Genomic DNA, 26,558 nt, shown 5'->3' with positions numbered 1-26,558 from the left:
TCGTCGGGACAACCGCCGTGCCGGGGCGACGGTTCGGGGCGGCCCATCGGGTGATCAGGCAGGTCAGCTCCGGTGGCGGGGTACCCAGGCGATGAGGGTCACAGGCGCTCCTGGAGGCGGGTACGGAGGTCCGCGTAGTCGTGGTCCGGGAAGAGTTCCGGGAACACGTCGAGCATGGTCCGTAGGTCATCCCCAACACCCGCGAGGCCACTCTCGGTCAGGTCCACGTCGGCGTACAGGTACTGCCAGCCGTTCGTCCCCCTGGTGACGAGGAGCGTGTCGATGTACTGGGCATAGTCGAGGTCCAGTTTCAGTTCCCCGTCGGAACTGTCGTAGTACCAGATCTCCGGCGAGAGGAGCCCCGTCGCGGCGGGCGGGATGCCCAGTGCCGCGAGGGTGCCTGCCCCGGTCCTGGCGTGCTCGTCGAAGATGCGGAACCCCGAGTAGAGAACGCGCCGTTCCGGGTCGAGGTCCTCGTGGATCAGGTGCTCACCGGTGGCGAAGAAGGCGGCGGAGAGATGGCGCAACGAGAACTCACCGCTCAGGCTCGACTCGCCCCTCCTGAGCCTCCAATGGCAGGAGATTCCGTCGAACCGGAGGAAGCCGCGCCGCAGTTCCGGAGCGAGTCGGATGCCGTGCCACTCCTCGAAGAGGGCGAAGGCATCCGGAGCCTCGCCGAGGCCCTCCTCGACGTTCCCCCTCTCCTCGTAGAACACCTCCACCCCTGCGGCGGCCTGGAGTTCGTCCAGCATCCGGCGGTATCTGAGTTCCTGTTCGGTGAAGCGGGTCATGACGCCATGATCCCTTGGATTTCTAGGTATCGCTCTGCACGCCCTGGGCTTCCACCCTCGATCCGGCTGCGCCAGTGGGTGGCCGTCACGACCGAACGCCTCCGTCGTCACGGTCGCTGACGGCGGACGCGTCGTCTTCTCCAGACCTTTCGCGACGCGCCGGCCGAGATCACCCCCGAGCTGACCGGCGCGCGGCGGCTATCCCATGGTCGAGTCTGTTCACAGCACAAAATCGGTCCACTGGGGACGACCAATGTCTCCATCTTCGACCGCAAGTTGCGATCGTACCACTCGCCGGCAAACACGCTCCGTGAGCCCGCTGCCGATCGGGGCATCATACAGAATGACTTCCGAAACCTCCTACTCATGATGAACATCTGATGACGGTTGTAAATAACTCTCAGTAGTTGCGGGGGCGGGGTGGGCGTTCATGAAGGTTGCTCGATGGCTACGTTCCCTGATAACGTCTGATTCACTCCCGTCTAGATCCTCATGACGGGCTGCTACGTCAGTGCGGGGGCCTGACAACCCCCGATGAAAGGGGAGCAGATGTTCGAGAAACTCGAGATGCTCGGCGACCGACTGCTGAGCAAGTTCGTGCCGACCACCAGTGCGGCGGCGAGCTGCCCCTGTGGCCCGTACCCGTACACGGGTCCCTGCTACTACTACCCCTCCTGCGGCGGTGGCCTGCACCGCGACTGCTACTGCGCGAACAGCGCCCAGATCATCGAGTGCACCGGCTGCCACTAGTAGCTCCTGAATCGCTGGCGTACGTCGTTGCCTGGACTAAGGAACGTCCGGGACTTGCGTGCTGGCGACAGCGGTGGGTCAGCAAACGTTAAGGCGTACGCCGAATCGAGTCACCGTATCGATTGGCCGGCTGCTGCCATCCTTCGTGAGGATTGGCGGCGGCCGGTTCGGTATTAACGGATCGGCTCTCTGAATATGTGTCACTTCTCGAGTTGCTGCTCCGGCAAGCATCGACACGGCGTGGTGGCAACGAGTCCGCACGGTAGGACACGGTAGGAACGGAAAGGACGGGGTCGGCATGTCTGTTGCTGTGGTGGTTCTGTGTATCGTCGTCACGCTGCTCAACCTGATTCTGACGCTAGGGGTGATCCGGCGGCTGCGGAACCATTCCGAGCAGTTGCTGAGCATCTCCATGGCGGTGCCACGACCGCAGCCCCTGATCGCAGTGGGCAAGCGGCCTTCCCCGTTCCGGGCCACCACCGTGGACGGCGCCCAGGTCAACGAGGCTGACCTGGCCCGGGACGGCGCGATGGCCGGCTTCTTCTCCACCACCTGTTCGTCCTGCGCCGAGTGGCTCCCCCGGTTCGTCGAGGCGGCCCGGGCCCTGCCGGCCGGGCCGCGTCACGTCCTGGCCGTGGTGGTCGCCGAGAAGGCGGCCGACGCCGCTGACATGGTCGAGCAGCTCCGTGGGATCGCGATGGTGGTCGTCGAGGAACGGAAGGGCCCGGTGGGCGAGGCGTTCGAGGTCACCGGCTACCCGGCGATGTGCCGTCTGGACGAACACGGGGCGGTGGTGACCACCCGGCCCGCGGACGTGGTGGCGGTCCCGGTCGCCGCATGATCGGCCTCCCCGGTGGCCCGGGAGGTACTACGGAGCGGATCACCTTCCGGGTGATGGTCGGCCACGCCCGGACCGCCGCCGCCCTGGCGCTGCGCGCGGCTCCGTGGATACTCGTCGGGCTGCTCGCGCTGGCCGTCGCGACCGGGCTGATGCCCGTGGCGGTCGCCTGGCTCACCCGGCTGGTCCTCGACGGTCTGATCCTGAGCCGGGCCGAAGCGGTGCTGGTCTGGCTGACCGTGGCCCTGGCCGCCGCCGGGATCGCCGTGGTGATTCTGCCCCGCCTGATCCGCTACGCCGAGGCGGAACTGGGCCGCCGGGTACGGGTGCACGCGGTGGACCGGCTCTACCGCGCGGTCAACGAGCGGTTGCGCGGTCTCGCGAAGCTGGAGGACCCGACGTTCCACACCCGGCTCCAGCTCGCACAGCAGGCCGGCGGCACCGGCCCGGGGGACCTGCTGACCAACGCGACCGGCATCGGGCGGAACGCCCTGACCGCCGTCGGCTTCCTGGCCACCCTGTGGCTGATGAATCCCTGGCTGGTCGTGGCCGTCGCGGTGGCCGCGGTTCCCACCCTCCGGGCGGAGATCCTGCTGAGCCGGCTCCGCACCGCGACGATGTGGCGGGTCGGGTACGCCGGACGCCGGCAGTACTTCTACGCCAACCTGCTCAGCGAGCCCCGAGGAGCGAAGGAGATCCGGCTCTTCGGGCTGGGCGTGTTCTTCCGGGACCGGATGCTCCACGAACTGCACTCCGCCAACACCGACAGCCGGGCCGTCGACCGGAAAGATCTGAAGATCCAGACCCTCCTCGCCCTCCTCGGGGCGGTGACCGCCGGCGGAGGGCTGGTCTGGGCGGTCATGGCGAGCCGCTCCGGCCAGCTCAGCGTGGGGGACGTCACGGTCTTCGTGGCCGCGGTCGCCGGGGTCCAGGGTGGCCTCTCCGGGATCGTGAGCCAGTTCGGCGCCGCCCACCACGCGCTGATGATGCTGGACCACTACCACGTGGCGACCACGGTCGAACCCGACCTGCCGGTTCCGGCGGCGCCCACACCGGTACCCGCGCTGACCGTGGGGATCGAGTTCCGGGACGTGTGGTTCCGCTACGGCCCGGACCGGCCGTGGGTGCTGCGCGGCGTGAACCTCACGATTCCCGCCGGCGGGGCCGCCGCCCTGGTCGGGCTGAACGGCTCCGGCAAGAGCACCGTGGTCAAGCTGCTGTGCCGGCTGTACGATCCGGGCCGGGGCGAGATCCGCTGGGACGGTGTCGACCTGCGGGAGTTCGACCCGGCCGAGCTGCGGCAGCGGATCGGCACGGTGTTCCAGGACTACACCGAGTACGAACTCTCGGCGGCGGAGAACATCGGCCTGGGTGACCTGACCGGCCTGCGGGACCGGCGGCGCGTCGAGGCGGCTGCCCACCGCGCCGGAGTGCACGAGACACTGACCAAGCTCCCCAAGGGGTACGACACGATGCTGACCCGGATGTTCCTCGAGGGCATCGACAAGGAGGACGCCGACACCGGAGTACTGCTCTCCGGCGGCCAGGGGCAGCGGCTGGCCCTGGCCCGGGCGTTGATGCGGGACGACCGGGACCTGCTGATCCTCGACGAACCCAGCTCCGGACTGGACGCGGAGGCGGAGGCGGAGATCCATGTCCGGCTCCGGGACCACCGCGCCGGCCGGACCAGCCTGCTGATCTCGCACCGCCTCAACACGGTCCGGGACGCGGACCGGATCGTGGTGCTCTCCGACGGTCAGATCGTCGAGTGCGGTGACCACCCGACGTTGCTGGCCGAGTCCGGGATCTACGCCCGGCTGTTCAACCTCCAGGCCCAGGGCTACGTCGCGGCGGCACCGGCATGAGGTGGCTGCCGCTGGCCGTGCTGCTCGTCGTCGCCGTCACCGCGTGGCTGGCGTGGCTGCGCCGCGCCCATCTCGTGGTCACCGTACGTGGCCCCAGCATGGTGCCGACCTACCAGCACGGCGACCGCCTGCTGGCCCGACGTCGCGCCGGCCGTCGGGTACGGGTCGGTCAGGTGGTCGTGGTCGACCTGCCGGAACGACTCCGGCCGATTCCCGAGTGGGTCACCCCCGAGGAGTCCCTCGCCAACCGACGGGTCATCAAGCGGGTAGCGGCGGTCGCGGGTGATCCGGTGCCGTTCCGCATCGACGACTCGCCGGTGGTGCCCCCCGGTCAGCTCGTGCTGTTGGGCGACAACCCCGACGGCAGCGGTGACTCTCGCCTCTACGGGTACGTGCCCACCGACGCGGTGGTGGGCGTGGTGCTCCGACCACTGCACGGCCAGGCTCCCGCCGTACCGGTCAAGCCCGAACCCCGGGCCGATCCCGTGCGGGTGCCCTGTCCCGACGAGCGGCACGTAGCGCACCGGCCCGTCGATCGGGGTGAACGGTGACCCTCGCCCTCCACCACGTCCCGTCGGTCGGCGGACGAGCGGGCGGATGGCGTCGGGACGGTGCTCGGCGACAACTTCAGCCGGTCCATCGCCCACTGCACCCGGCGGCGCAAGAGCATCGACTCCCGGACGCGCGGTTACCGCGAGAGTTCCCACCTGGTCGGCGTGGCCTCCGGCCCCTGCTGAGGAGAAAGAAGACATGACGAGTCTGGCCATCGGTTGCCGGGTGTTGATCGGCGTCGTATTCGTCATCGCGGTAGCCGGGAAACTCCGGAGAGCCACCGCGTTCACCGAGTTCGTGGCCTCGGTCCGGCAGATGGGCGTACTGCCGCCCGCGCTGGCCCGGCCGGCGGCGGTCGCCGTGGCCGCTGCCGAGCTGGCCATCGTGCTCGCGTTGGCGGTACCGGCCCGGCAGGCGGGCGTGCTCGGGTTCGGGCTGGCAGTCGGTTTGCTGGCGGCGATGACCGCCGGCATCGCGATGTCGCTGGCCCGAGGCAACCGCGAACCGTGCCGGTGCTTCGGCCGTTCCGAGACGCCGCTGGGCGCCCGCCACGTCGGCCGTAACGTCGTACTTGTCGCGGTCGCCCTGCTCGGGCTTCTCGGTTCGTTGTCGGGCGGGCCCGTTGACGCCGGCATCGCCGTGGTGGTGGCGGTCGCCGGTGCGGTGCTCGGCGGCTTGGTCGTCATGCTCGACGACATCATCGCCCTGGTCGAACCAGCATCGACGGGCATCCGCTGAGCCGGCGGCGAACGCGCCTGCTCGGGCCCGCCGACCGACGTCGTGCGGGCGGCGTCGGCCGGCGGGAGTCAGTTGTGGCCGCCCACCGGCAGGCATCCCGGCGATGCCTGCGGAGCTGATGGGAGACCGGCAGGCAACCCGGCGATGCCTGCGGAGCTGATGTGAGACGGCAAGGCTCCTCCCTGCTGCCGAACGGCCGGGATCAGTTGGTCGGCGGGGTCGGGCCCGACTCGGCCGATCCGGACGGCCGGTTGGCGGCCAGGAACCCGGCCAGCACCTCGGTGTGGATGGCGAAGGCCAACTCCGCCGGCTCGGTGAGTACCAACCACTCGCTGGCCTCCTCGGTCGGTGCCGAGACGGGCAGTGAGTCGGCCGGCCGCGCCGGCAGTACGCCGAAGATCAGGATCGTGCCGCCCGCCGGTACGCTGTGCACCGCGTACAGGTTCGCCGTCCCGGCGTCGGCGACCAGGCCGGTCTCCTCGCGGAGTTCCCGGACCAGCGCGTCGCGCCAGTCCTCGCCGTAGTCGATGAACCCGCCCGGCAGCGCGAGCAGCCCCCGGCCCGGCTCGATGTCCCGGCGCTGCACCACCACGCCGATGCCGTCGGCGGTCAGCACCGGCAGGATCGCCAGCGCCACCGGTGACGGGTTCCGCCAGGTGGTCCGGCCGCAGTGGGCGCAGACCCGGGGCCAGGCCGGCGCCGAATAGGCCGTGCCGCAGTACGAGCAGTGTGAGTGCAGGACACCGGTCACGGCGACCGAGGCTACCGGTCGGGGCGGTCGGCGACGACGGGCTCCCGCGCCGGAGGCGGTCCCAGCAGCGGCTATCGTGCGGGAAACGATCGTCAGGGACGAGGTGTTCGCCGGTGGGATGGCTCCGGCCCGTCGTCGACCGGCTGCGCCAGGGTTGGCTGCCGGTGGTCGAGGCGACGCTGGCCGCGACCGTCTCCTGGGCGCTCGCGGCGGCGGTGCTCGGTCATCCGCAACCGTTCTTCGCCCCGGCGGCGGCGCTGATCGTGCTGGGCCAGGCCCGGGGCCAGCGGGTGCGCCGGGCCGTGGAGGTGGTGCTCGGGGTCGCCGCCGGGGTACTCGTCGCCGACCTCGTGGTGCAGGCCCTCGGCCGGACCACCTGGACGGTACTCACCGTCGTGCTGCTGACCGTCGGGCTCGCCACGGCGATCGGCGCGAGCAGCGTTTCCGTGGTGCAGGCCACGGTCTCCGCCCTCTATCTGGTGACGGTGCCGCCGTCGACCGACGCGCTGGTGCCGTTCCGGTTCGTGGACGCGCTGATCGGCGGGGTGGTGGCGCTGGCCGCGAGCCAGTTGGTCAGCGCCCGGCAGCCGCTCGCCCCGCTGCTGGCCGAGTCGCGTCAGACCTTCGCCGCGCTGGCGGAGCTGCTCACCGAGATCAGCGAGGCGCTGGACCGCCGCGACGAGCCGGCGGCGCTCGCCGCGCTGGAGCGGGCCCGCCGGCTGGACGCCGCGGTGGACAAGCTCCAGACGGCGGTACTGGCCGCCGGGGAGGCGCTGCGGCTGCACGTACGGCGGCACCGGCACATCGGGCGGGTACACGCGCTCGACGCGTCGAGCCGGCAGGTCGACTTCGCGGTACGCAACCTGCGGGTACTGGCCCGAGCCGGGGTGGCGCTGACTCGGCTGCCGGTACCCAGTCCGCCGGAACTCGGCGAGGCGTTGCGGTTGCTCGCCGAGGCGATGCGCTGTGCCGGCGAGGCGCTCGCCGCCGACCTGAGCGGGCAGGACGAGGCGGCCGACCGGTACGCCGAGCAGACCGACGTCGCCGCCCTGGACGCGGTACGCACCGCCGGGCGGCTGCTCACCCGACAACCCCCGTTGCCGATCATCATGATCGTGGGTCAGATCCGGGCGACCGCGATCGACCTGCTCCGGGGCGTGGGCGCGGACGACGTCGCGGTGCTGGGCCGCGTCGACGACGCCCTCGGCCTCCCGCCACTCTGACTCGGCTCTGCCCCAGCCCGCCGCTGCCGTTCCCCGGCCTGCCGTCGCCGCGACTCGGTCTGCCGCTGTCGTGACCCAGCCTGCCGTCGCCGTAACTAGGTCTGCCACTGTCGTGACCCGGCCCGCGCCGTCCTCACCCCCGGCCTGCCGTCGAGCCGAGCGGAGCGGCTATCCGGTGGTTGGGTCGCGGCGTAACGCCAGCAGGGCCACGTCGTCGCCGGGTTGTTCGACACCGAGGGTGGTCATCACGGTCGCGCAGAGCGTCTCGGCCGGTCCGGGCTGGATCGCCGTACGCAGCCGCTCCAGCCCGATGTCGATGAGTTCGTCTCGACGTTCGACGAGTCCGTCGGTGTAGCAGACCAGCAGGGCGCCCGGCGGGAAGTCGACGGTGGTGCTGCGCCGGGGTCTCGGGCGGCCGGTGCCGAGCGGCAGGTCGACGGGGAGGGCCACGGTGTCGACCGGGTGCCCGGGCCGGGCCATCATCGGAGACAGGTGTCCGGCGAGCGAGACGCGTACGTGCGTCCGGTCCGGACTGACCAGCGCGTAGAGCACCGTGGCCAGCTTGCCCGCCTCGAAGTGCTGGATCTTGCGGTCGAGCCGGGTCAGCGCGTCGGCGGGATCGTCGCACTCCAGGGCGTAGGCCCGCAGGGCGCTGCGCAGCCGGCCCATCACCACGGCCGCCGGGAGGCCGTGCCCGGAGACGTCGCCGACCACGATGCCGAGCCAACCGGAGGGGAGGGTGAAGACGTCGTACCAGTCGCCGCCGACCCCGGTGTGGTGGCCGGGGACGTACCGGGCGGCCATGTCGACGCCGGGCGCCGCCGGCAGCCGGGTCGGCAGCAGGCTGCGTTGCAGGGCGAGCGCGGCGGCCCGGTCGATGCTGCCCAGCCGGGCCTGACTGGCCAGGCTCGCCCGGTCGGCGACGAGTTGCAGCAGCCGGATGTCGTCGGCGTCGAACCGGCGCGGGGTGAGGGTGCCGACGTGTAGCACGCCGACCAGTTCGGAGCCGGCGAGCAGAGGTACGCCGAGCATCGACCGGATGCCCTTGTCGGGCAGGATCGGGTTGACCACCTCGGCCGGGGTGACCCGTTCGAGCACCACCGGCTGTTTGTCCCGGGCGACCCGGCCGGCGAACCCCCGGCCGACGTCGATCCGGAAACCCTGCCGGACCTCCTCCGCCAATCCCTTCGCGGCGGTGGCCACGAGTTGCTGGGCGTGCTGGTCGAGCAGCAGGATCGCGGCCGTGTCGACCCGGAGCAGCCCACAGACCCGGGCGAGCAGTTCGTCGAGCAGGTCCGGCACGTCGAGCCGGGACAGCGCGGAGTCGGTCACCGCCTCGATTCGGCGCAGCCGCTCGTCGGCTCCGGAGTCGCCCGCCTCGATCACGCGGGAAAGCGTAGTCCGTGCGATGTCCGGCGGGACCCAGGTCGGCGGGCGGTTCGGCAGTGGTTCGCCGCAGGACGGCCGGATGCCGGCCATAACCGGCGAAAGGCCGTGATCGGCAGCAACTGGGCGTACGGATCCCAGGAGCACTAGGATCTGCGGGCGCGACCCCGCTCGCCGGTGCCCGCCCAGCCGTACGAGGAGATCCAGATGATCTTTATCACCGCGAAGTTCCGAGTACTGCCGGAGTACGCCGACCGGTGGCCCGAGATCGCCGGCGACTTTACCCGGGCGACCCGGGCCGAGCCCGGCTGCCTGTGGTTCGACTGGTCGCGCAGTATCGACGACCCGACGGAGTACGTCCTGGTCGAGGCGTTCCGGGACGGTGACGCGGGTGCCGCGCACGTGCAGTCCGCGCACTTCCGGCAGGCGCAGCGGAGCCTGCCGCCGCACCTCGCCGAGACACCGAAGATCGTCAACGCCACCATCCCGCAGGACGACTGGTCGGTCCTCGGCGAGATGACCGTACCCGAGCGGAGCTGAACCGCAGGTCAGGCCGGGGCGGCGCGAGCAGCGCCAGCCCGGCCCGGGCCGACCGGCACGGCGGTCAGCCGCGCGGCCCGCTCTCCTCCTGCGCCAGGTCCCGGCCGTAGCCGTAGTAGCTGGTGCCGAGCTTGGGCCCCCATTCGACGGTGAGTATCGGCGCCGGTTCGTCGTCCGGCTCGCGCAGCGGGAAGCCCGCGCTGAGCAGCGGTACCCACTCCACCGTCAGGAACGGTCCGGTCATCGCCACGCCTCCTCGGCCACCAGCGGATCGTTGGACAGCTCCGGCGGTACCACCTCGTCGGCCGCCACCTGCGGGGCGCGCCGGGCCGCCGGGTCGAAGACCGGGTCGGCCGGAGCCGCCCGGTGGTGTTTCGGATAGCGGTCCTGGTAGTCGATGGCCGCCGCGACCAGGGTCGGTTCGGAGAAGCGCGGTCCCCAGAAGGCGGCGTTGATCGGCAGTCCCTCGGTCGAGTCGTAGCCGATCGGGAACGACACCATCGGCCAGGTCAGCGCGTTCGGGAGCTGGTAGAAGCTGCGGTAGTTCGGCAGCTGCGTGCCGCCGAACCGGGGGCCGATGGTGCCGCCGATCGGCAGCACCAGCATGAAGTCGACCCCGGCGTCGTCCAGCGCCCGCTGGTAGTTGGCCTGGAGGGTACGCCGCCGCCGCTCGCCCTCGTCGCGTACCGCCGCCGGGATGGCACCGGCGGTGGCGGCAGCCGCGGCCAGGTCACCGAACTGCCGGCGCAGCGCCTCGGCGTTGCCGGGGTGCGACTCGGCGAACGCCGCCACGGCCTGCCAGTAGCGGATCTCGTACCGGTTCGGGCTGAGTACGGCGGTGGCCGGCGACACCGGGTTGCCGGTCGGCACCGGCAGCCGGTCCGCCGTCCGGAAGTACGGGTCGTTCTCCGGAAGGGTGACGTCGAGGCCGGCGAAGTCCTTCACCTGGGCACCCAGCCCGACGAGTTCCCGCTTGAACCGCTCGAAGGCCGCCCGGTGGTCGGGATCGTAGGTCTGCGCCGGTGGGGTGCCGGTGCCGCCCCGGGTCATCCAGTCGGTCTGCGGCACCCCGATGGTCAGTCCGGCCAGCGGCCTGGACCCCCGGCGGGCGGCGACCGGCAGTGCCGGGAACGGGTGCGGCGCGGCGAGGGTCAGCGGGTCGGGCGCGGGATCGGGGCCGAGGATGGCGGTGAGCACCAGCGAGGCGTCCCGGACCGAGCGGGCGATCGGCCCGAGTACGTCGTAGCCGGGGGAGAGCGGCATCACCCCGGCGGTCGAGACCAGGCCGAGTGACGGCTTGATCGCGCTGGCCCCGTTCGCGGCGGCGGGCATCATGATCGAGCCGCCGGTCTCCTCGCCGATGGTCGCCGCCGCCAGCCGGGCGGCGGTGGCCACCCCGGAACCCTGACTGGAGCCGCCGGGGACGAACCGGGGGTTCCAGGCGTTGCCGGCGAAGGTGCCGGCGATAGAGCCGGAGAAGGCCGAGGCGACGGTGTGGCCGATGATCACCGCGCCCTGCTCGCGCAGCCGGGCCACCACCGTGGAGTCCCGGTACGCCAGGTTGCCGCTGTACGCGTGCGTCCCGTTCTTGGCCTCCAGGCCCTTGATCCCGACCGAGTCCTTGATCCCGAACGGGATGCCGCAGAGTGGCGGTACCGCCCAGGGCGGTCCCTTGCGCAGTCGCTTGTCGGCGGCGGCGGCCTGGGCCAGCGCACCCGCCCGGTCGACCCGGACGAACGCGTTGTAGCCCCCGTTGTCGCCGTACGTCTCGAAGGGGCCGTTGAGCCGGTCGATCCGGTCCAGGTAGGCACGGGTCAACTCGACCGAGCTGAGCCGCCCGGCCCGGAGCAGGACGATCAGCTCGGCGATCTCGTAGTCCACGATCCGCGCCCGGCGCGGGATCTGGCCGGCCGTAGGCAGGTCGTCGAGGAGCCGGCGTACCGGGTCGGTGCCGGTCGAGCCCTGGGTGGCGCCGGCCGGTTCCGCCGCGACCAGGGTGGCCGCGGTCGCGCCGGCCACCGCGGCACTGCCGCCGAGGAAGGTACGCCTGCTGACCCGGTGCCGTACCCCGGCATCCGGTCTGGGGGCGGTCGGGGAGGTGTCGTGCAGATCAGGCATGGCAAGGCTCCGGTCTACGGAATTCGGTGGGCACCGGAGGTGGGGTGCCGCCAGCCGCCGGACGGCGGTGGATCAAGATCGTCACAACGGACCGTCTCGCCGGTGTTCCCGAACGCTTTCGGGGCGGTTAACCGGCAGGCCGACCAGGATGGGCCCGGCTTCGCGGCGTGCGCGGATTCCCGGCGGTGCGCGGCCTCTCGGCGTGCTCAGCTTCTCGGCGTGCGCGGCCTCTTGGCGTGCTCGGCTCCGCGGCGTGCGCGGATTCTCGGCGTGCTCGGCTTCTCGGTGGTGGCCGGTTGGTGAACCGGGCCGACCCGGCCGGTGGGCGGATAGGGTTGCACTGCGTGTGTCCAACCCAGACCGGTTGCGACACGTCGAGAGGAGACGACCGGACGTCATGCGGCTTGGCCTACAGATTCCCAACCTGACCTGGCCGAACGGGCCTGCTGGGCTCGGCGCCGACCTGGCCGCCGTGGCCCGCACGGCCGATCAGGTCGGGTTCGACTATCTCGCCCTGATGGACCACTTCTTCCAGATCCAGGGGGTCGGCCCGCCCGAGGCGGAGATGCTGGAGGCGTACACCACGCTGGGCTTTCTGGCCGCGCACACCGAGCGGGCCACCCTGTTGACCCTGATCACCGGGGTACACCACCGGCAGCCGGGGCTGCTCGCCAAGACAGTGACGACCCTGGACGTCCTCTCCGGCGGGCGGGCGATGCTCGGCATCGGCGCCGGCTGGAACGAGGAGGAGTCCCGGGGGCTCGGCTTCCCGTTCCCACCGGTCGCCGAGCGCTTCGAACTGCTCGAGGAGACCCTGCGGTACGTGCTCCAGATGTGGTCCGACGACGACGGGCCGTTCCAGGGCCGGCACATCGAGGCCGACCGGCTGCTCAACTCGCCCCAGCCGCTGAGCCGACCCCGGCCACCAATCATGATCGGCGGCGGTGGCGAGAAGAAGACCCTGCGGCTGGTCGCCAAGTACGCCCAGGCGTGCAACCTGTTCAACACCCCGGAGTTGGAGCGCAAGCTGGCCATCCTGCGCGAGCACTGCGAGCGGGAGGGCCGGGACTACGCCGAGATCACCAAGACCGTCTACCAGGTCATGGACGTCGGGGAGAACGGCGAGAAGACCAGCCAACTCCTCGACGAGCTGCACCGGCTGCACGATCTCGGCTTCGACGTGGCGATCGGCGGCGTGCCGCAACTGCCCCGGCTGGACGTACTCGAACGGATCGGCGCCGAGGTCATCCCGGTGGTACGACAGTTCTGAACCGGACCCGGCCGGCCCGCTGGTGTGCACCAGTGGGCCGGCCGGGCAGCGGTCAGCGGGTCGGGCGGGTGTCGAACTCGCGTTGCAGCGCGTCGAGGTCGTCGTCGATCTCCGCTCCGGCGACCCCGTCCGGCAGGTCGTCCTCCAGCCGCCGCAGCGGCCGGTACGCCAGCCCCGCCGCGCTCCAGAACATCAGCAGCGCGCCGGTGCAGACCAGCAGTACCGCGATGGCCCGGCCGGCGCCGCCCGGCACCAGTGGGTCGACGACCCGTTCCGCGATCGCGGGCGCGGTGACGAAGCCCAGCGGCATCATCGCGGCGGCCAGCATCTGGTTGACCGCCAGCACCCGTCCCTGGAGGTCCTGCACCACCTTCACCTGGATGATCGAGATCCAGTGTGCGTTCAGGATCGACAGCGACGCCCAGTAGAGGAAGAGCCCGGCCGCGACCAGCGCCGGTTCGGGGCGTACGCCCATCAGCACCGTGCCGAGCCCGACCGGTACGGTGAAGCCGACCATGCCGACCGCGAGCCGCCGGGTGCCGCCCCAGACCACCATGGCCAGCGCGCCGACCGCCGCTCCGAGCCCACCGATCCCGGTGACCAGGCCCAGGGTGGCCGGTGAACCGAAGTCCAGCACCAGCGGGGTGACCAGGACCATCGCCACCGCCAGCAGATAGTTCACCGGCACGTAGAAGACGATCATGACGATCATCGGGCGGCGCCGGGCGATGAACCGCCAGCCCCCGGCGAGCGCCCGGCCGAAGGTCTCCTCCCGGCGCCGGAACAGCCGGTCCGGGAAGCGGACCAGCAGCAGCGTGCCGACCGCGACCAGGAAACAGGCCACGTCCAGCGCGACCACGCCCGGCAGGCCGAGCGCGGTGATCAGCACGCCACCGGCGAGCGGGCCGAGTAGCGTACCGACGCCGGTGCCGAGGTTGGCCAGCGCGTTCGCCTGCGGCAGGTACGGCTTCGGCACCAGTTGCGCGGTCGCCGCCAGATATGCCGGCCGCTGTACCGCCGTGGCCAGCGAGCCGACCGTGACCGCCAGCATCACCTGCCAGATCCGCAGCTCGCCGAGCCAGAGTTGCAGCGCCAGCGCACTCATGGCGACGGCACCGGCCAGGTCGGCGCCGAGCATCACCCGGCGCCGGTCGAAGCGGTCGGTGACCGCACCGCCGATCGGCGCGGCGAAGACGGCCGGGACCAGCGCCAACATGGTGATCATCGCGAAGTCGAGCAGCCGGCCGGTCTGCTGGTAGACCCAGACTCCGAGCGCGAAGGCGCTCAACTGGCTGCCCACCATCGAGACGAACTGCCCGCCGGCGAGCAGCCCGAACGCCCGCAGGTTGCGCCGGGTCTCCGTCCGGGCCAGCAGCTCCGCCCCGCCCGCCGCCGGCAGCTCACCGGAACCCCAGGCGCGCAGCCGCGCGGCGACCAGCTCACCCAGCCCGGTCGCCTGGTGCTTGAGGAAGTAGTGCCCGGCCCGGGGGATGGTGGCCAGCTCGACGCGCTCGGCGAAGGCGCCCCACTCGCGGTACCGCTCGGCGTACAGCTCGGTGCTGCGGTCCCGCTCGCCGACCACGGCGAGGACCGGGGCGCGCAGCCGGGGCGCGTCCGGTTCGCCGAGCCGGTCGCCGAACCACGCCTCGGCGTCCCGGGCGTCGTGCCGCAGCGCCCGCAGCATGGTGGCGGTGTCGGCGGCTGCCTCCGGGGTGTCGGCGACATCCTCCAACCCGCCCATCACGGTGAGGAAGTTCCGGTACGCCCGGTCGGAGAGCCATCGGTCGGTCGGGAAGAGCCGGCCGATCCACCGGGAGAGCCGGCCGGGCAACCGGGCCATCGGGAAGCTCGCCCCGAGCACCAGCCCGACCACCTCCCGGCCGTCGCCTTCCAGCCGCTGGGCGAGCGCCAGCGCGGCGGCGGTGCCGACACAGTGGCCGTAGACCAGCAGCGGGCCGGGGACCGCGTCGAGTTCGGCGGCGCACCGGCGTACCAGGTCGGGGAGGGGGAGCAGCGGCTCGTCGGGGCGGGCCGGGTCGTGGCCGGGCAGCTCGACGGCGTACACCTGGGTGCCGGGGTGGGCGGTGGCGAGCGCCTCGGCGAAGGGCTGCAACGCCGCCGCCGAGCCACCGCCGTACGGGACGCAGACCGCGGTCAGCGTCGTCGGAGTACCCGGCGCCGGCCCGGCGAGCCGGTGCAGCAGTCCCGCCTCGGCGCCGCCGTCCAGCCCGTCGAGATAGCCCGCGAGCAGTGCGACCGTCCGGTGGGTGAACAGGTCGATCACCCGCAGCCGGGGGTCGATCGCCCGGGCGGCCCGGACCGCCGTGAACGAGTCGCCGCCGAGCGCGAAGAAGTCGTCGTCGGCACCGACCCGCTCGGCGCCGAGCAGCTCGGTCCAGACGGCGGCGATCCGGTGCTGGGTGTCCCCGGTCAACGGGGTGTGCCCGGCCGCGACCGGTGCCGGCAGTGCGGCCCGGTCCACCTTGCCGTTCGGGTTCAACGGCAGCGCGTCGAGCACCACGTAGGCGGTCGGGATCAGATGGTCGGGGAGTTGCCCGTGCAGCGCGGTACGCACCGCCCCGACGTCGAGTTCGGTCTCCGGGCGCCGTACCAGCCAGGCCGCGAGCTGCCGCCGTGGCTCCTCGCCGACCGGCAGCACGTACGCGTCGGCGACCCCGGGTACCGCCCGACAGGCGGCGGCCACCTCGCCGGGCTCCACCCGGAAACCCCGGATCTTCACCTGGTCGTCGACCCGGCCGAGGAAGTCCACCGTGCCGTCGGGCCGGATCCGCACCCGGTCGCCGGTCCGGTAGCAGCGTTCGGTGCCGTGCACCGGGTCGGGGACGAACGACGCGGCGGTCGCCTCGGGACGGTTCAGGTAGCCCCGGGCCACCCCGGGACCGCCGACGACGAGTTCCCCGGGTACCCCGGCCGGCAGTGCGCGGCCGGCCCGGTCCACCACGTAGAGCCGGGCGCCGGCCAGCGGCCGGCCGAGCGGCACGGTGCCGTCCCGCCGGGACTCCGGCACCTCGGCCACGTCGCAGGCGAGCACCGCGACGGTCGTCTCGGTCGGTCCGTAGTGGCTCTGCACCGCGAGGTCCGGCCGGGCCGCCCGGACCCGTGCCACCAGCTCCCACGGGCACGCCTCGCCGGCCAGCACCAGCAGCCGGCCGGGCAGCACCCCGGCCAGGTCACCGTGCGCGTCCAGCAGGCGGAGTTGACTGGGTACCAGCTTGAGCACGTCCACCCGGTGCCGGCCGAGATAGCCGGCGAGCGCGGCCGGGTCGAGCGAGGTCTCCCGGTCCACCACGTGCAGGGTGCCGCCGGTGACCAGCGCACCGAGTACGCAGGTCAGGCCGAGGTCGGCAGCGGCGGTGGAGACGAGCGCGAAGGACGCCCCGCCGGCCGCCGGTGCCCCGAGCCGGTCGAGTACCGCCCGCAGGTAGTGCACGATCGACCGGTGCGACACCGCGACGCCCTTCGGCGTGCCGGTGGAGCCGGAGGTGAAGATGACGTAGGCGAGCCGGTCCGCTCCGTCCGTCGTGCCCGCCGCCCCCGCACCGTCCACCGCCCCCGCATCGTCCACTGCCCCCGCATCGTCCACTGCCCCCGCATCGTCCACTGTCCCCGTACCGTCCACCGGTCCGCCCGGTTCCGCCGTCGGGGGCGGGCCGGCCGGCGGGCCCGAACCCGGCGTGTCGGCAGGCTCGACGGCGCCGTCGACGAGTACCAGCGGAAGCGGCTCGGCCCCGGCGGTGCCGGCGGGATCGTCGGCGAGCCGGGCCGCCAGCTCGGGCTGGGTGACCACCACCCGCCCACCGACGGCGGCCAGCATGGTCCGGACCCGGGCCGTCGGATAGCCGGGATCCAGCGGCAGGTACCCCGCACCGGCCCGCAGCGCGCCGAGCAACCCGACCACCAGGTCGGTACTCCGCTCGACCCAGACCGCCACCGGCTCGTCGGCACCGACCCCGACCCTCCGGAGCCGGCCGGCAAGCAGCTCCGCCCGGCGGTCCAGTTCGGCATAGCTCAGCACGCCGTCCGGCCCGACCACGGCGGCTGCCGCCGGACGCTCCGCGATCCACCTGTCGACCAGCGTGGTCAGGGTGCTCGCGTCGTCGGTCCAGGACGGCTCGGGTCCGCTGAGCAGCGGCCCCGGCACCGGTGCCAGCCCCAGCGCCGGCACCGGCCGGTCGAGGTCGGCGACCAGCCCACCGAGCAGGGTGCTGAACCAGTCGACCAGGGACTGCACGGTGCTCCGGTCGAAGAGCGCACTGCGGTAGCCGAGCCAGCCGGGCAGCGGCCGACCCGGGCCCGGGTCAACGACGTTGAGGCTCAGGTCGAGCTTTGCCGTCGGGGTGTCCAGCTCCACCGCCTCGGTGCGCAGCCCGGGCAGCCGGACCGCGCCGAGCGGGTCGTCGTAGACGTTCACCAGGGTCTGGAACAGCGGATGGGCGCCGGCGACCCGCTCCGGGCGGACGGCGGCCAGTAGCTCCTCCAGCGACACGTCGGCGTGCTCGATCGCGTCGAGCACGGCGGTACGGGTCCGGGCCAGCAACTCCCGTCCGGTCGGCTCGCCGGACAGCTCCGCCCGGACCGGCACCGTACGCACGAAGCACCCCACCACCGGCTCGGTCTCCGGGTGCCGCCGCCCGGCCGAGATCATGCCGACCGCGAGGTCGTCGGTGCCGGCGAGCCGGGACAGCAGCGCCTGCCAGGCGGCGAGCAGCACCATGAACGGGGTACTGCCGGTCTCGGCCGCGGCCCGGCGTACCCGGTCGGCGAACTCGGCCGGCAGCTCGACCGGTACCCGGTCGCCGGCCGACTCGGCCACCGCCGGACGGGGCCGATCGGTCGGCAGTGGCAGCACGGCCGGCAGTCCGGCGAGCCGCTCCCGCCACCGGTCGAGGGTGGCGGCGGAGCGGGCCGGATCGGCACGCCGCCGCTCCCAGGCGACCACGTCGGCGTACTGCAACGGTGGCGGTGGCGCGGCTGTGGCGGTACCGGTCCGGACGGCGTAGCAGGCGGCCAGGTCGGTGACGATCAGGCGCAGTGACCACGCGTCGACCGCGATGTGGTGGAAGGTGAGCGCGAGCAGGTGGTCGTCGTCGGCGAGCCGGTAGAGCACGGCACGGGTCGGCAGTTCCCGGTCCAGCGCGAACGGCTCGGCGGCACCCCGGGCCAACCGGTCCCGGACGACCTCCTCGGGATGTTCCTCTGTGGACAGGTCCACCACCTCGACCCGGAGAACGCCTGCCGGCCGGGGTACGCAGACCGGCGTACCGTCCCGGGGCTCGACGACGCTGCGCAGTACCGCGTGCCGGCCGACCAGGTCGACGACCGCCCCGCACAGCGCCTCCGGGTCGAGCGGGCCGCGCAGCCGCAGCCCGGTCGGGACGTTGTAGGCCGGACTCTCCGGCTCGTACTGGGCGGCGAACCACATCCCGGTCTGGCTGCCGTGCAGCGGCACCGGCGCGTCCGGGTCCGGCCGGCGCGGGATGGTGGTCGCGGTCCCGGCCTGGCGGGCCCGGGCGAGCCGCTGCGCCAGTCGGCTCCGCAACTCCTCGGCATTGCCGGTGGCCGGCCGCGCCTCCACCTCGGTCATCGCGCCCACCCCTCGACCGCCGGCCCGGCCCCGTTCGGCGACGGCGTTCCTGGTGTCGGCCCGGACCGGGCCGGCTCCGCGGGCGCCACCGACTCCGGCGGCTCCACCCGCCCCGCTGAGTCGACGTCGGTCACGTCGTCCAGGTCGTCCAGGGCGGCCAGGTCGGCGAGGACGAGTTCCTCGACCCGGGCGGCGTAGTCGGCCAGCCGGGGGTGCTGGAACAGCAGCGGTACCCCGATGTCGCAGCCGAGCTGCTCGCGGAGCCGGCCGGTGAGCCGGGTGGCCGCGAGCGAGTGCCCGCCGACCGCGAAGAAGTCGTCATCCCGGCCCGCCTCCGGGCGGTCCAGCACCACGGCCCAGAGTTCGGCGACGAACTTCTCCATCTCGGTCTGTGGCGGTGCCGGCGGCGCGGTCGGCCCGGCCGGGGCCGGCAGGGCGGCCCGGTCCACCTTGCCGGCCGTGGTCAGCGGCAGCCGGTCCAGTACGGTCCAGCGCGGCGGGACCATGTAGCCGGGCAGCCGGCTCCGGGCGTGCCCGGCGACCGCCTCCGGATCGAGTCCCGCCTCCCCGACCAGATAGGCCGCGAGGTACCCGTCCGGGCCGCCCGGCTCGACAATCGTCACCGCCGCGTCGGCGACCGCCGGATGGCCCCGGAGCACCGTCTCGATCTCCTCCAGCTCGATCCGGTAACCGCGCAACTTGACCTGGGTGTCCCGCCGCCCGAGATAGTCGAGTACCCCGTCCGGCCGCCATCGGGCCAGGTCACCGGTGCGGTAGCGGCGGCCGGCCGGTGCGTACGGGTCGGTGTCGAAGGCCGCCGCGCTGAGGTCGGGGCGGTTGCGGTAGCCCCGGGCCACTCCGGCGCCGCCGATCCAGAGTTCCCCGACCACGCCGGGCGGAGCGAGCCGACCCGACCGGTCGAGCACGTAGAGCCGGGCGCCCCGGATCGGCCCGCCGATCGGCACCGGACCGGCGATCCCGGGCGGGATCGGATGGCAGGTCACCAGGACGGTCGCCTCGGTCGGCCCGTACCCGTCGAAGAGCTGGCCCACCACCTTGGTCAGCTCGTCGGCGAGCCCCGCGTCCAGCGGCTCCCCGCAACTGATCACCCGGACCCGCGGGCCGCCGCGCCAGCCCGCCGCCAGCATCAGCCGCAGCGTCGACGGGGTGACCAGCATCGCCGTCACCCCGGTCTGCTCGACCCGGGCGGCCAGGACCGGACCGTCCACGGCGGTGTCCCGGCCGACGACGACGGTCCGGGCCCCGACCATCAGGGCCAGCCACAGCTCGAAACAGGAGAGGTCGAAGGAGAGCGGGGCGACGGCCAGGAAGACGTCGGCCGGGCCGTACCCGGGATCGCCGCGCATCGCCGCCAGATAGCCGGCCAGGTTGCCGTGGGTGACCTCCACGCCCTTCGGTCGACCGGTCGAGCCGGAGGTGTAGAGCACGTACGCCAGCGCGTCGGCGTCCGGCATCGGCGGCAGCGGCACCCCGTCGGCGGCCGGTACGGCGGTCGCGTCGACCAGTCGGACCCCGGACAGCCCGGCGACCGCGGCGGCGGTGGCCGGGGTGACCAGGACGAGTCGTACCCCGCCCTCGGTCGCCTGGTGCCGGAGCCGGTCGACCGGCTGGTCCGGCTCGAGCGGCAGGTACGCGCTGCCGGCCCGGAGTACGCCGAGCAGTGTCGCCGGCAGCAGGTGGTCCCGGGGCAGGCAGACCCCGACCGGCGCGTCCGGCCCGGCACCGAGCGCGACCAGGTGCGCGGCGACCCGTTCGGCATGCGCGGCGAGGCCGGCGTAGTCGAGGGTGCCGCTCGGCCCGACCACCGCGACCGCCTCCGGGGTGGCGGCGGCCCGCGCGAAGATCGCCGGCAGTACGGTCGGCGGGCTCTCCGCCGGCACCGGGCCGCCGTCGCCGACCCGCAGCAGCCAGCTCCGTTCCGCCTCGTCGAGCAGCGGCAGTGTCGAGACCGGCCGGTCCGGCTCGGCGACCGCCGCGCCGAGCAACCGGAGTAGCCGGTCCGCCATCCGTTCCCCGTCGGCGGCCTCGAACCGGCCGGTGTCGTACTCGACGTGCAGCTCGGGGCCGTCCGCGCTGGCGTTTACGTAGACGGTCAGCTCGTTCTGCGCGGTGGCGGTGTCGAGTTCGCCGAGCAGGCGTACCGTGCCGCCGTCCTCGGTCAGCTCCATCGGCAGGTCGTCCGGCTGGACCGAGAGCACGACCGGGGTGAGGCCGGCGCCGAGCGGGCGTACCACGCCGGTGAGCCGGGGCAGGTCGCCGACGGCCACGTCCCGGTGCGCCAGTACCCGCGCGGTGTTCGCGGCCACCCGGGCGGCCAGGCCGGCGAAGGACGGGTCGTCGGCGCAGTCGACCCGGACCGGGAGTACGTCCATCAGCGCGCCGACGAGCCGGTCCAGCCCCGGCCGGTCACGGTTGGCGGCGGCGACCCCGAGCAGGGTGTCCGGCCGCCCGGTGAGCCCGTCCAGGAGCACGACCAGGGCGGCGGCCCACATCGCGTACGGGGTCAGCCCGTCCCGCTCGCCCAGCGCGGCGATCCCGGCCCGCAACCCGGAGTCGATCGGCCGGACGACCCGGCGCCCGGCGTGCCGGCTCGGGCCCAGCCGTGGCTTCCCCGGCAGGTCGTAGGGCGGAGTGGCACCGTCGAGTGTGGATTTCCAGAACTCCTCCACGGCCGGTCCGGCGGCCGAGCGGGCCTGTTCGTCGGCGACCGCCACGTCGGAGACCTGCACCGGCAGCGGCGGGAGCGCGGCAACGGGATCGGCACCGGCCCGGACCGCCGCCAGGGCGGTGGCCAGCTCCCGCATGAGCACCCCGATCGACACCCCGTCGAAGCCGGTGTGGTCGACCGCGATCGCGAGTTCGGCCTCGTCCGGCCCGGTCCAGAGCACGCCGACCCGGATCATCGGCACGTCACCGGCCAGCTCGAACGGCTGCGCCGCGAAACCGGCGGCCAGCTTGCGCCGCCGCTCGGCGTCGAGGATTCCGGGTACCCCGGTTGTCGTCGGCGTCCCCATCGACGGCGAGCCGGTGGACCGGTCGACGGGATCGTCCGTCGTGTCGGCTCCGCCGGTGGTGGTGCCGGCTCGGTCGGTCAGCTCGGTCACCGGCACCGGGGCGGGCGGCGCCACCACGGCGTACGGGCCGTCGTCGCCGTCGAGGATCCGGGTGCGCAGTGACTCGTGCCGGACCACCACGGCGGCCAGCGCGGCGCGAAGGTGTTCCACATCGGAGAGTCCGGTGACCGCCAGCCGAAGTCCCACCGTGGAGGCCCACGGTGTGCCGGTCACCTGGCGCAGCATCCAGAAGACCCGCTGCATGTCGGTGAGCGGGTGCCGGTCGCGGTGCTCCCGGACCAGCACCGGCCGGGCCCGGTCCGGAGCCAGTTCCCGGGCCAGCTCGGCCACGGTCGGCGCGCCGAGGAACCGGCCGAGCGACACCGCGACCCCGTGCCGGTCGGCGACCCGGGCCAGTAGCCGGGCGGCGGCCAGCGAGTGCCCGCCCAGCTCGGTGAAGCGGTCGTGCCGGCCGACCCGGGCCACGCCGAGTACCTCGGCCACCAGCCGGGCCAGCTCGGTTTCGGTGTCGCCCTGCGGCGCGATGTACGTCTCGTCGTCGGCGCGGGCGAACTCGACCTCGGGCAGGGCGGCCCGGTCCACCTTGCCGGTCGGGCCCAGCGGCAGCCGGTCCAGCACCGCGATCCGGGACGGCACCATGAACCCGGGGAGCCGGTCGCGCAGGTATGCCGTCAGCTCCGGTTCGGTCACCGGCGCGGACGGCTCGACGTAGCCCACCAGCCGGCGGGTCCCGTACGGGTCGACCGGGGCCAGCACCACGGCGGCGCGTACGTCGGGGTGGCCGGCGAGCGCCGCCTGCACCTCGCCCGGCTCGACCCGGAACCCGCGTACCTTCACCTGGTCGTCGCGCCGGCCGACGAACGCGTACCGGTCGTCGCGGCGCCGGATCAGGTCCCCGGTGCGGTAGTGGTGCCGGCCGTCCCGCTCGACGTAGCGCTGGGCGGTCAGCTCGGGGCGACCGAGGTAGCCGGTGCCGACCCCCGGCCCGGCGATCCACAGCTCCCCGGCCTCACCGTCGGCGACCGGCCGGCCGTGATCGTCCCGGATCGACAGCACCGCATCGGCGATCGGCCGGCCGAGGCACGGCTCGCCGCCCGGCGGCACCTCGTCGGCGAGTACCGCGGTGGTGGTCTCGGTCGGGCCGTAGATGTTGACCACGCGGCGCAGCCCCGGGTTGGCGTACGCCCGGGCGCAGAGCGCCGAGGTCAGTACCTCGCCGCCGAAGGTGATGGTCCGGACCCCGGCCGGCAGCGGGCGGCCCAGCAGGACGGAGAGCGCGGACGGCGGTCCGCAGAGCATCGTCACCTCGTCCCGGGCCGGCAGGTGGGGCAGTGCGAAGACGGTCTCGGCCAGGATGACGGTGCCGCCGGTGAGCAGCGGAGCGAAGATCTCCAGCACCGAGAAGTCGAAGCAGACCGAGGCGCCGGCCAGGCTGCCCCGCAGTTCGTCCGGGCCGTACGCGGCGGCGGCCCAGCGCAGGAACGCCATGGCGTTGCGGTGGGCCAGCGGTACTCCCTTGGGCTGTCCGGTGGAGCCGGAGGTGTAGAGCACGTACGCCAGGTCGTCGTCGGATCCGCCCTCGCCCCGCTGCCGCACCGGCTCGGCGGGAAGTTCGGCGGGCAGGTCGGCGACGTCGAGTACGCCGGCTCCGGCCGCCGCCGCCAGGGCGGTGCTCGACCGGTCGCAGACCACCAGGCGCAGCCGGGCGTCCTCGGCGATCAGCCGGAGCCGGTCGGCGGGATAGCCGGGATCGAGCGGCACGTACGCCGCCCCGGACTTGAGTACGCCCAGCAGCGCCGGGACCAGCCAGGCGGTCCGGGGCAGGCAGACGCCGACCAGGTCGCCCCGGCCGATGCCCCGGGCGCGCAACGCCGAGGCGACCCGGTCGGCACGGTTGCCGAGATCGGTGTAACTGAACCGTTCCCGGTCCACCACGAGGGCGGTCGCGGTGGGCGACCGCCCCGCCTGTGCGTCGAATGCCTCGTGGATCAGCCCGACGGGTGCGTGCTCGGCCTGGAGCGACACGGCGTCCCCTCTCGTTCGCCAGCAACGGTTCACGTGTGCGGCGTTGACGGATGCCTCGGCGTAACGGTGGCTACGCCGGCCGATCTTTACACAACCGGACCAGCGTCAAGTGACCGTGCGACAACGCTGGGCAACCGCCTGCAAACCAGGGAAACTGCGGCCTTGCCGTACCGGAGACGGGGTTATCGCCATTCATTCGGCTATCGGCCGCATTGCCGCAGGGAACCGGGTATCCACAGTGGATCGGCGGAGTCAGCCCGTCGAGGAGGGCCGGCCCGTCGGCTGCCGGTCCTTCGGCCAGATGCCGACGGCGGGCAGGATCGCCTGGTCGACGATGGCGGCGAGCACCTCGTCGCCGGGCAGGTGGTCGTTGTCGGTGCTGTACTTGAGCACCAGCGCCTCGCCGATGTCCATCACCACCGGGGTGAGCAGCGCGGGATCGACCTCCCCCCGGATGGCGTAGTGCCGCAGGACGGTACTGGTGAAGGTGCCGCCCCGGGCGTCGAAGACCCGGGTGTACAACGCCGCCACCAGGTCCGGGTGGCGGTGCCGCTCCATGACGATCGCCACCACGGCGTTGGCGGCCGGGGTGGTCATCCAGGCGACGAGTTGCCGCAGTGCCCGGATCAGGTCGCCGCGCAGGTCGTCCGCGCCGGGGGACGGTACCTCCTGCGGATGTGCCTCGTGCAGCGCGTCGAGCAGCAGTTCCCGGGGGGACGACCAGCGCCGGTACAGCGAGGTCTTGGCGGTGGCGGCCTCCTTGGCGATGCCCTCCATGGTGAGACCCCCGACGCCGACCTCGGCCACCTGGCGGAGTACGGCGGCGTGGATGGCCCGGACCAGCTCGTCACCGCGCCGCCGGGTACGCCGCTCCGGCTCCCGGCCGGCTTCTTTCTCGCGCATGCTGCCTCTCCACTAAGAAACGCTTGCGTATCTTATCCGCCGAAGGTTAGATACACATCCGTAGCTAATCGTCGCAGTCGACTGGATTCTGCCGGCTCCCGGCCGCCGTCCGTTCGCCGCGACCTGCCGTGCCCACATTCCTGGACCAACGGGGGGAACCATGTCCAGACTCTCCGACCCCACCGACCGCCCCGCCCCGCCCCGGACTCGTCCCGACCGAGCCGCGGGCGACGTTCGTGGATCGGGGGCGCCGGCCGCCCGGTCCCTCGCCCCGGACCTCGCCCGGGGCACGATGCTGCTGCTCATCGCGCTGGCCCACGCCCACATGTACCTCTACGGCCACGAGACCCTGTTCCGGGGCTACCGCATCGACGGCGGCACCGTAGACCGGGTGGTCGCCGGCCTCCAGGTGCTGCTGGTGGACGGCCGCGCGCTGCCGATGTTCGCCGCGCTCTTCGGCTACGGGATGGTCCGGCTGGCCGACCGGCGTGCCGCGTCCGGCGCCGACTGGCCGCAGGTACGCGGCCTGCTGCGCCGGCGCAACCGCTGGCTGATCGTGTTCGGCTTCGTACACGCGCTGCTGCTGTTCTTCGGCGACATCCTCGCCACGTACGGCCTGCTCGGGCTGGTGCTGGTCGGCATGCTCCGGGCCCGGGACCGTACCCTGCTCCTGGTCGCCGGGCTCTGGACGCTGGTCTTCGCCGCGATCGCCGTCGTCCCCCCGTTCGGGATCATCGAGAGCGGCTCGACGCCGTATCCGACCAGCGCCGAGTCCCCGCTCGCCGCGATCGGTCCCCGGGTCGGGACCTGGGCGGTACTCGCCCCGATGCTGGCGCTGGACGTGGTCACCCCGATGCTGCTCGGCATCTGGGCCGCCCGGCGCCGGCTGCTCGACGAGCCCGGCCGGCACCGGCGACTGCTGACCCGGGTCGCGCTGGGCGGGATCGGCCTCGCGGTGCTCGGCGGTACCCCGCTGGCGCTGATCGACGCGCGGATCTGGACGGACTGGAGCGCCGCCACCGCCGTGCCGGCGTACGTCCTGCACAGCGTCACCGGCATCGGCGCGGGGCTCGGCTACGCCGCGCTGGCCGGCCTGGTCGCGTACCGGCTCGGCACCGCACCGGGCCGCAGCGGTACGCCCGGTCGGGTGGCCACCGCGCTCGCCGCCTGCGGACAGCGCTCGCTGACCTGCTACCTGCTCCAGTCGGTGGCGTTCGTGGCGCTCTTCTCGCCCTGGGCCGGCGGGCTCGGTGGCCGGCTCGGTGACGCGGGTGCCTCGGCGGTGGCTCTCGGCATCTGGCTCGGCACCGTGCTGCTCGCCGAGCTGATGCGCCGGTCGGGGCGGCGCGGTCCGGCCGAGGTACTGCTCCGGCGGCTCAGCTACCGGCAGACCTCGCTGGCCGTCGCCGGCCAGACCGGGCCGGCGACCGGGCGGTAGCACCGAACCGGCCGAACCGGGCCGACTACTATCGTGATCTCAGCGGCCTGTCGCTGGAGCGGGCGCCCGACGGCCAGGTGTCGGGCGCCCCGGCGTCCAGCTCGTGGGGGCCCGACCAGATGATCGAGGAAGGGGCCACGGTGGCGGCCATAGAACGTACTCTTGTCCTGCTCAAGCCCGACGCGGTAGCGCGCGGGCTGACCGGACGCCTGGTGCAGCGCTTCGAGGACGCCGGCCTGAAGATCGTCGGCGTCAAGATGAAGCAGATGGACGCGGACTTCACCCGCCGGCACTACTTCGACCTGGAGGAGCGGTACGGCAAGGGCGTCTACGACGCCACCGCCAGCTACATGCAGCAGGGGCCGGTGGTGGCGCTGCTGCTGGAGGGTGTCGAGGCGGTGGCGAACGTCCGCCGCATGATCGGCCCGACCTTCCCGGGGCAGGCGGCGCCGGGCACCATCCGGGGCGACTTCGCACACATGTCGAAGGCGTACGCCGAGGCGACCGGCAAGGCCATCGCCAACCTGGTGCACGCCTCCGGCAGCGTCGACGAGGCGAAGTACGAGTCGGAACTCTGGTTCGGCGCCGACGAGCAGTTCGACTACCGGGGCCTCGCCGAGCGGTACGTCTTCTGAGCGGCACCACCCCGACGGACTGACGATCCCGGGGC

18 protein-coding genes are annotated in these 26,558 nt (G+C 73.1%); 10 read left to right on the top strand and 8 right to left on the bottom strand.

Going from position 1 to position 26,558, the window contains the following annotated elements; genetic code table 11:
- Positions 1-98: 98 nt before the first annotated feature.
- Positions 99-791: a hypothetical protein gene (locus Pma05_RS18225; protein ID WP_203858595.1), complete on the bottom strand. Its 693-nt coding sequence runs from the start codon at positions 789-791 to the stop codon at positions 99-101.
- A 549-nt stretch (positions 792-1,340) separates the two neighbouring features.
- Between Pma05_RS18225 and Pma05_RS18220 the strand changes: the two genes are divergently transcribed.
- From Pma05_RS18220 to Pma05_RS18200, 5 genes are all read left to right on the top strand, one after another.
- Positions 1,341-1,541: a hypothetical protein gene (locus tag Pma05_RS18220; protein WP_203858594.1), complete on the top strand. Its 201-nt coding sequence runs from the start codon at positions 1,341-1,343 to the stop codon at positions 1,539-1,541.
- A gap of 298 nt (positions 1,542-1,839) precedes the next feature.
- A complete protein-coding gene (locus Pma05_RS18215; RefSeq protein ID WP_203858593.1) occupies positions 1,840-2,382 on the top strand; it encodes a thioredoxin domain-containing protein in 543 nt (180 codons plus the stop codon).
- Positions 2,383-2,435: 53 nt separating this feature from the next.
- Positions 2,436-4,244 (top strand): ABC transporter ATP-binding protein, encoded by a 1,809-nt coding sequence (locus Pma05_RS18210; RefSeq protein ID WP_203858592.1) that lies wholly within the window; start codon positions 2,436-2,438, stop codon positions 4,242-4,244.
- The gene (locus Pma05_RS18205; protein ID WP_203858591.1) at positions 4,241-4,795 is read left to right on the top strand and encodes a S26 family signal peptidase; all 555 of its coding nucleotides are present in this window, start codon (positions 4,241-4,243) and stop codon (positions 4,793-4,795) included. The genes Pma05_RS18210 and Pma05_RS18205 overlap by 4 nt, the downstream gene beginning before the upstream one ends.
- A gap of 199 nt (positions 4,796-4,994) precedes the next feature.
- On the top strand, positions 4,995-5,534 hold the full coding sequence (locus Pma05_RS18200) for a MauE/DoxX family redox-associated membrane protein (RefSeq protein ID WP_203858590.1): 540 nt from the start codon (positions 4,995-4,997) through the stop codon (positions 5,532-5,534).
- Positions 5,535-5,736: 202 nt separating this feature from the next.
- On the opposite strand, the gene Pma05_RS18195 is transcribed toward Pma05_RS18200, so the two are convergent.
- Positions 5,737-6,285, bottom strand: coding sequence for an NUDIX domain-containing protein (locus Pma05_RS18195; RefSeq protein ID WP_203858589.1), 549 nt, complete (start codon positions 6,283-6,285; stop codon positions 5,737-5,739).
- Between the two features lie 113 nt (positions 6,286-6,398).
- Here Pma05_RS18195 and Pma05_RS18190 point away from each other — a divergent pair, with 113 nt between their 5' ends.
- Entirely contained in the window at positions 6,399-7,508 is a 1,110-nt protein-coding gene (locus tag Pma05_RS18190) for an FUSC family protein (protein ID WP_239312545.1), read from the top strand.
- A 168-nt stretch (positions 7,509-7,676) separates the two neighbouring features.
- Here Pma05_RS18190 and Pma05_RS18185 read toward each other — a convergent pair whose 3' ends face one another.
- On the bottom strand, positions 7,677-8,894 hold the full coding sequence (locus Pma05_RS18185; RefSeq protein WP_239312543.1) for a PP2C family protein-serine/threonine phosphatase: 1,218 nt from the start codon (positions 8,892-8,894) through the stop codon (positions 7,677-7,679).
- 207 nt (positions 8,895-9,101) lie between these two features.
- Between Pma05_RS18185 and Pma05_RS18180 the strand changes: the two genes are divergently transcribed.
- Positions 9,102-9,434 carry a putative quinol monooxygenase gene (locus Pma05_RS18180; protein WP_203858587.1) on the top strand — a complete coding sequence of 111 codons (333 nt, stop codon included), beginning with the start codon at positions 9,102-9,104 and terminating at the stop codon, positions 9,432-9,434.
- Between the two features lie 64 nt (positions 9,435-9,498).
- Here the strand turns inward: Pma05_RS18180 and Pma05_RS18175 are convergent, their stop codons facing one another.
- Both Pma05_RS18175 and Pma05_RS18170 read right to left on the bottom strand, forming a co-directional pair.
- Positions 9,499-9,678 carry a hypothetical protein gene (locus tag Pma05_RS18175; RefSeq protein ID WP_203858586.1) on the bottom strand — a complete coding sequence of 60 codons (180 nt, stop codon included), beginning with the start codon at positions 9,676-9,678 and terminating at the stop codon, positions 9,499-9,501.
- Positions 9,675-11,552 (bottom strand): amidase, encoded by a 1,878-nt coding sequence (locus Pma05_RS18170; protein WP_203858585.1) that lies wholly within the window; start codon positions 11,550-11,552, stop codon positions 9,675-9,677. The genes Pma05_RS18175 and Pma05_RS18170 overlap by 4 nt, the downstream gene beginning before the upstream one ends.
- Positions 11,553-11,949: 397 nt before the next feature.
- Between Pma05_RS18170 and Pma05_RS18165 the strand changes: the two genes are divergently transcribed.
- Positions 11,950-12,822, top strand: a complete 873-nt coding sequence (locus Pma05_RS18165; RefSeq protein ID WP_203858584.1) for an LLM class F420-dependent oxidoreductase — start codon at positions 11,950-11,952, stop codon at positions 12,820-12,822.
- 52 nt (positions 12,823-12,874) lie between these two features.
- Here the strand turns inward: Pma05_RS18165 and Pma05_RS18160 are convergent, their stop codons facing one another.
- From Pma05_RS18160 to Pma05_RS18150, 3 genes are all read right to left on the bottom strand, one after another.
- On the bottom strand, positions 12,875-18,427 hold the full coding sequence (locus Pma05_RS18160; RefSeq protein ID WP_203858583.1) for a non-ribosomal peptide synthetase/MFS transporter: 5,553 nt from the start codon (positions 18,425-18,427) through the stop codon (positions 12,875-12,877).
- Positions 18,424-23,547, bottom strand: a complete 5,124-nt coding sequence (locus tag Pma05_RS18155; RefSeq protein ID WP_203858582.1) for a non-ribosomal peptide synthetase — start codon at positions 23,545-23,547, stop codon at positions 18,424-18,426. Before Pma05_RS18155 ends, Pma05_RS18160 begins: the two co-directional genes overlap by 4 nt.
- Before the next feature lie 252 nt (positions 23,548-23,799).
- Positions 23,800-24,450, bottom strand: a complete 651-nt coding sequence (locus Pma05_RS18150; RefSeq protein ID WP_203858581.1) for a TetR/AcrR family transcriptional regulator — start codon at positions 24,448-24,450, stop codon at positions 23,800-23,802.
- A 160-nt stretch (positions 24,451-24,610) separates the two neighbouring features.
- Here Pma05_RS18150 and Pma05_RS18145 point away from each other — a divergent pair, with 160 nt between their 5' ends.
- The gene (locus Pma05_RS18145) at positions 24,611-25,888 is read left to right on the top strand and encodes a DUF418 domain-containing protein (protein WP_203858580.1); all 1,278 of its coding nucleotides are present in this window, start codon (positions 24,611-24,613) and stop codon (positions 25,886-25,888) included.
- Between the two features lie 140 nt (positions 25,889-26,028).
- Entirely contained in the window at positions 26,029-26,523 is a 495-nt protein-coding gene (locus Pma05_RS18140) for a nucleoside-diphosphate kinase (protein WP_239312541.1), read from the top strand.
- Positions 26,524-26,558: the final 35 nt, after the last annotated feature.

Origin of the sequence: Plantactinospora mayteni (assembly GCF_016862935.1) — a bacterium.
GTDB lineage: Bacteria > Actinomycetota > Actinomycetes > Mycobacteriales > Micromonosporaceae > Plantactinospora > Plantactinospora mayteni.
The sequence above is the reverse complement of the archived record's forward strand: the minus strand, read 5'-3'. Positions and strand labels throughout refer to the sequence as shown.

What these genes read in the sequence shown, in the direction of transcription:
- Pma05_RS18165 (WP_203858584.1), top strand. Translation starts at nt 11,950, where the DNA reads ATGCGGCTTGGCCTACAGATTCCCAACCTGACCTGGCCGAACGGGCCT.
- Pma05_RS18210 (WP_203858592.1), top strand. Translation starts at nt 2,436, where the DNA reads ATGGTCGGCCACGCCCGGACCGCCGCCGCCCTGGCGCTGCGCGCGGCT.
- Pma05_RS18225 (WP_203858595.1), bottom strand. Translation starts at nt 791, where the DNA reads ATGACCCGCTTCACCGAACAGGAACTCAGATACCGCCGGATGCTGGAC.
- Pma05_RS18200 (WP_203858590.1), top strand. Translation starts at nt 4,995, where the DNA reads ATGACGAGTCTGGCCATCGGTTGCCGGGTGTTGATCGGCGTCGTATTC.
- Pma05_RS18215 (WP_203858593.1), top strand. Translation starts at nt 1,840, where the DNA reads ATGTCTGTTGCTGTGGTGGTTCTGTGTATCGTCGTCACGCTGCTCAAC.
- Pma05_RS18150 (WP_203858581.1), bottom strand. Translation starts at nt 24,450, where the DNA reads ATGCGCGAGAAAGAAGCCGGCCGGGAGCCGGAGCGGCGTACCCGGCGG.
- Pma05_RS18220 (WP_203858594.1), top strand. Translation starts at nt 1,341, where the DNA reads ATGTTCGAGAAACTCGAGATGCTCGGCGACCGACTGCTGAGCAAGTTC.
- Pma05_RS18175 (WP_203858586.1), bottom strand. Translation starts at nt 9,678, where the DNA reads ATGACCGGACCGTTCCTGACGGTGGAGTGGGTACCGCTGCTCAGCGCG.
- Pma05_RS18160 (WP_203858583.1), bottom strand. Translation starts at nt 18,427, where the DNA reads ATGACCGAGGTGGAGGCGCGGCCGGCCACCGGCAATGCCGAGGAGTTG.
- Pma05_RS18205 (WP_203858591.1), top strand. Translation starts at nt 4,241, where the DNA reads ATGAGGTGGCTGCCGCTGGCCGTGCTGCTCGTCGTCGCCGTCACCGCG.
- Pma05_RS18170 (WP_203858585.1), bottom strand. Translation starts at nt 11,552, where the DNA reads ATGCCTGATCTGCACGACACCTCCCCGACCGCCCCCAGACCGGATGCC.
- Pma05_RS18145 (WP_203858580.1), top strand. Translation starts at nt 24,611, where the DNA reads ATGTCCAGACTCTCCGACCCCACCGACCGCCCCGCCCCGCCCCGGACT.
- Pma05_RS18180 (WP_203858587.1), top strand. Translation starts at nt 9,102, where the DNA reads ATGATCTTTATCACCGCGAAGTTCCGAGTACTGCCGGAGTACGCCGAC.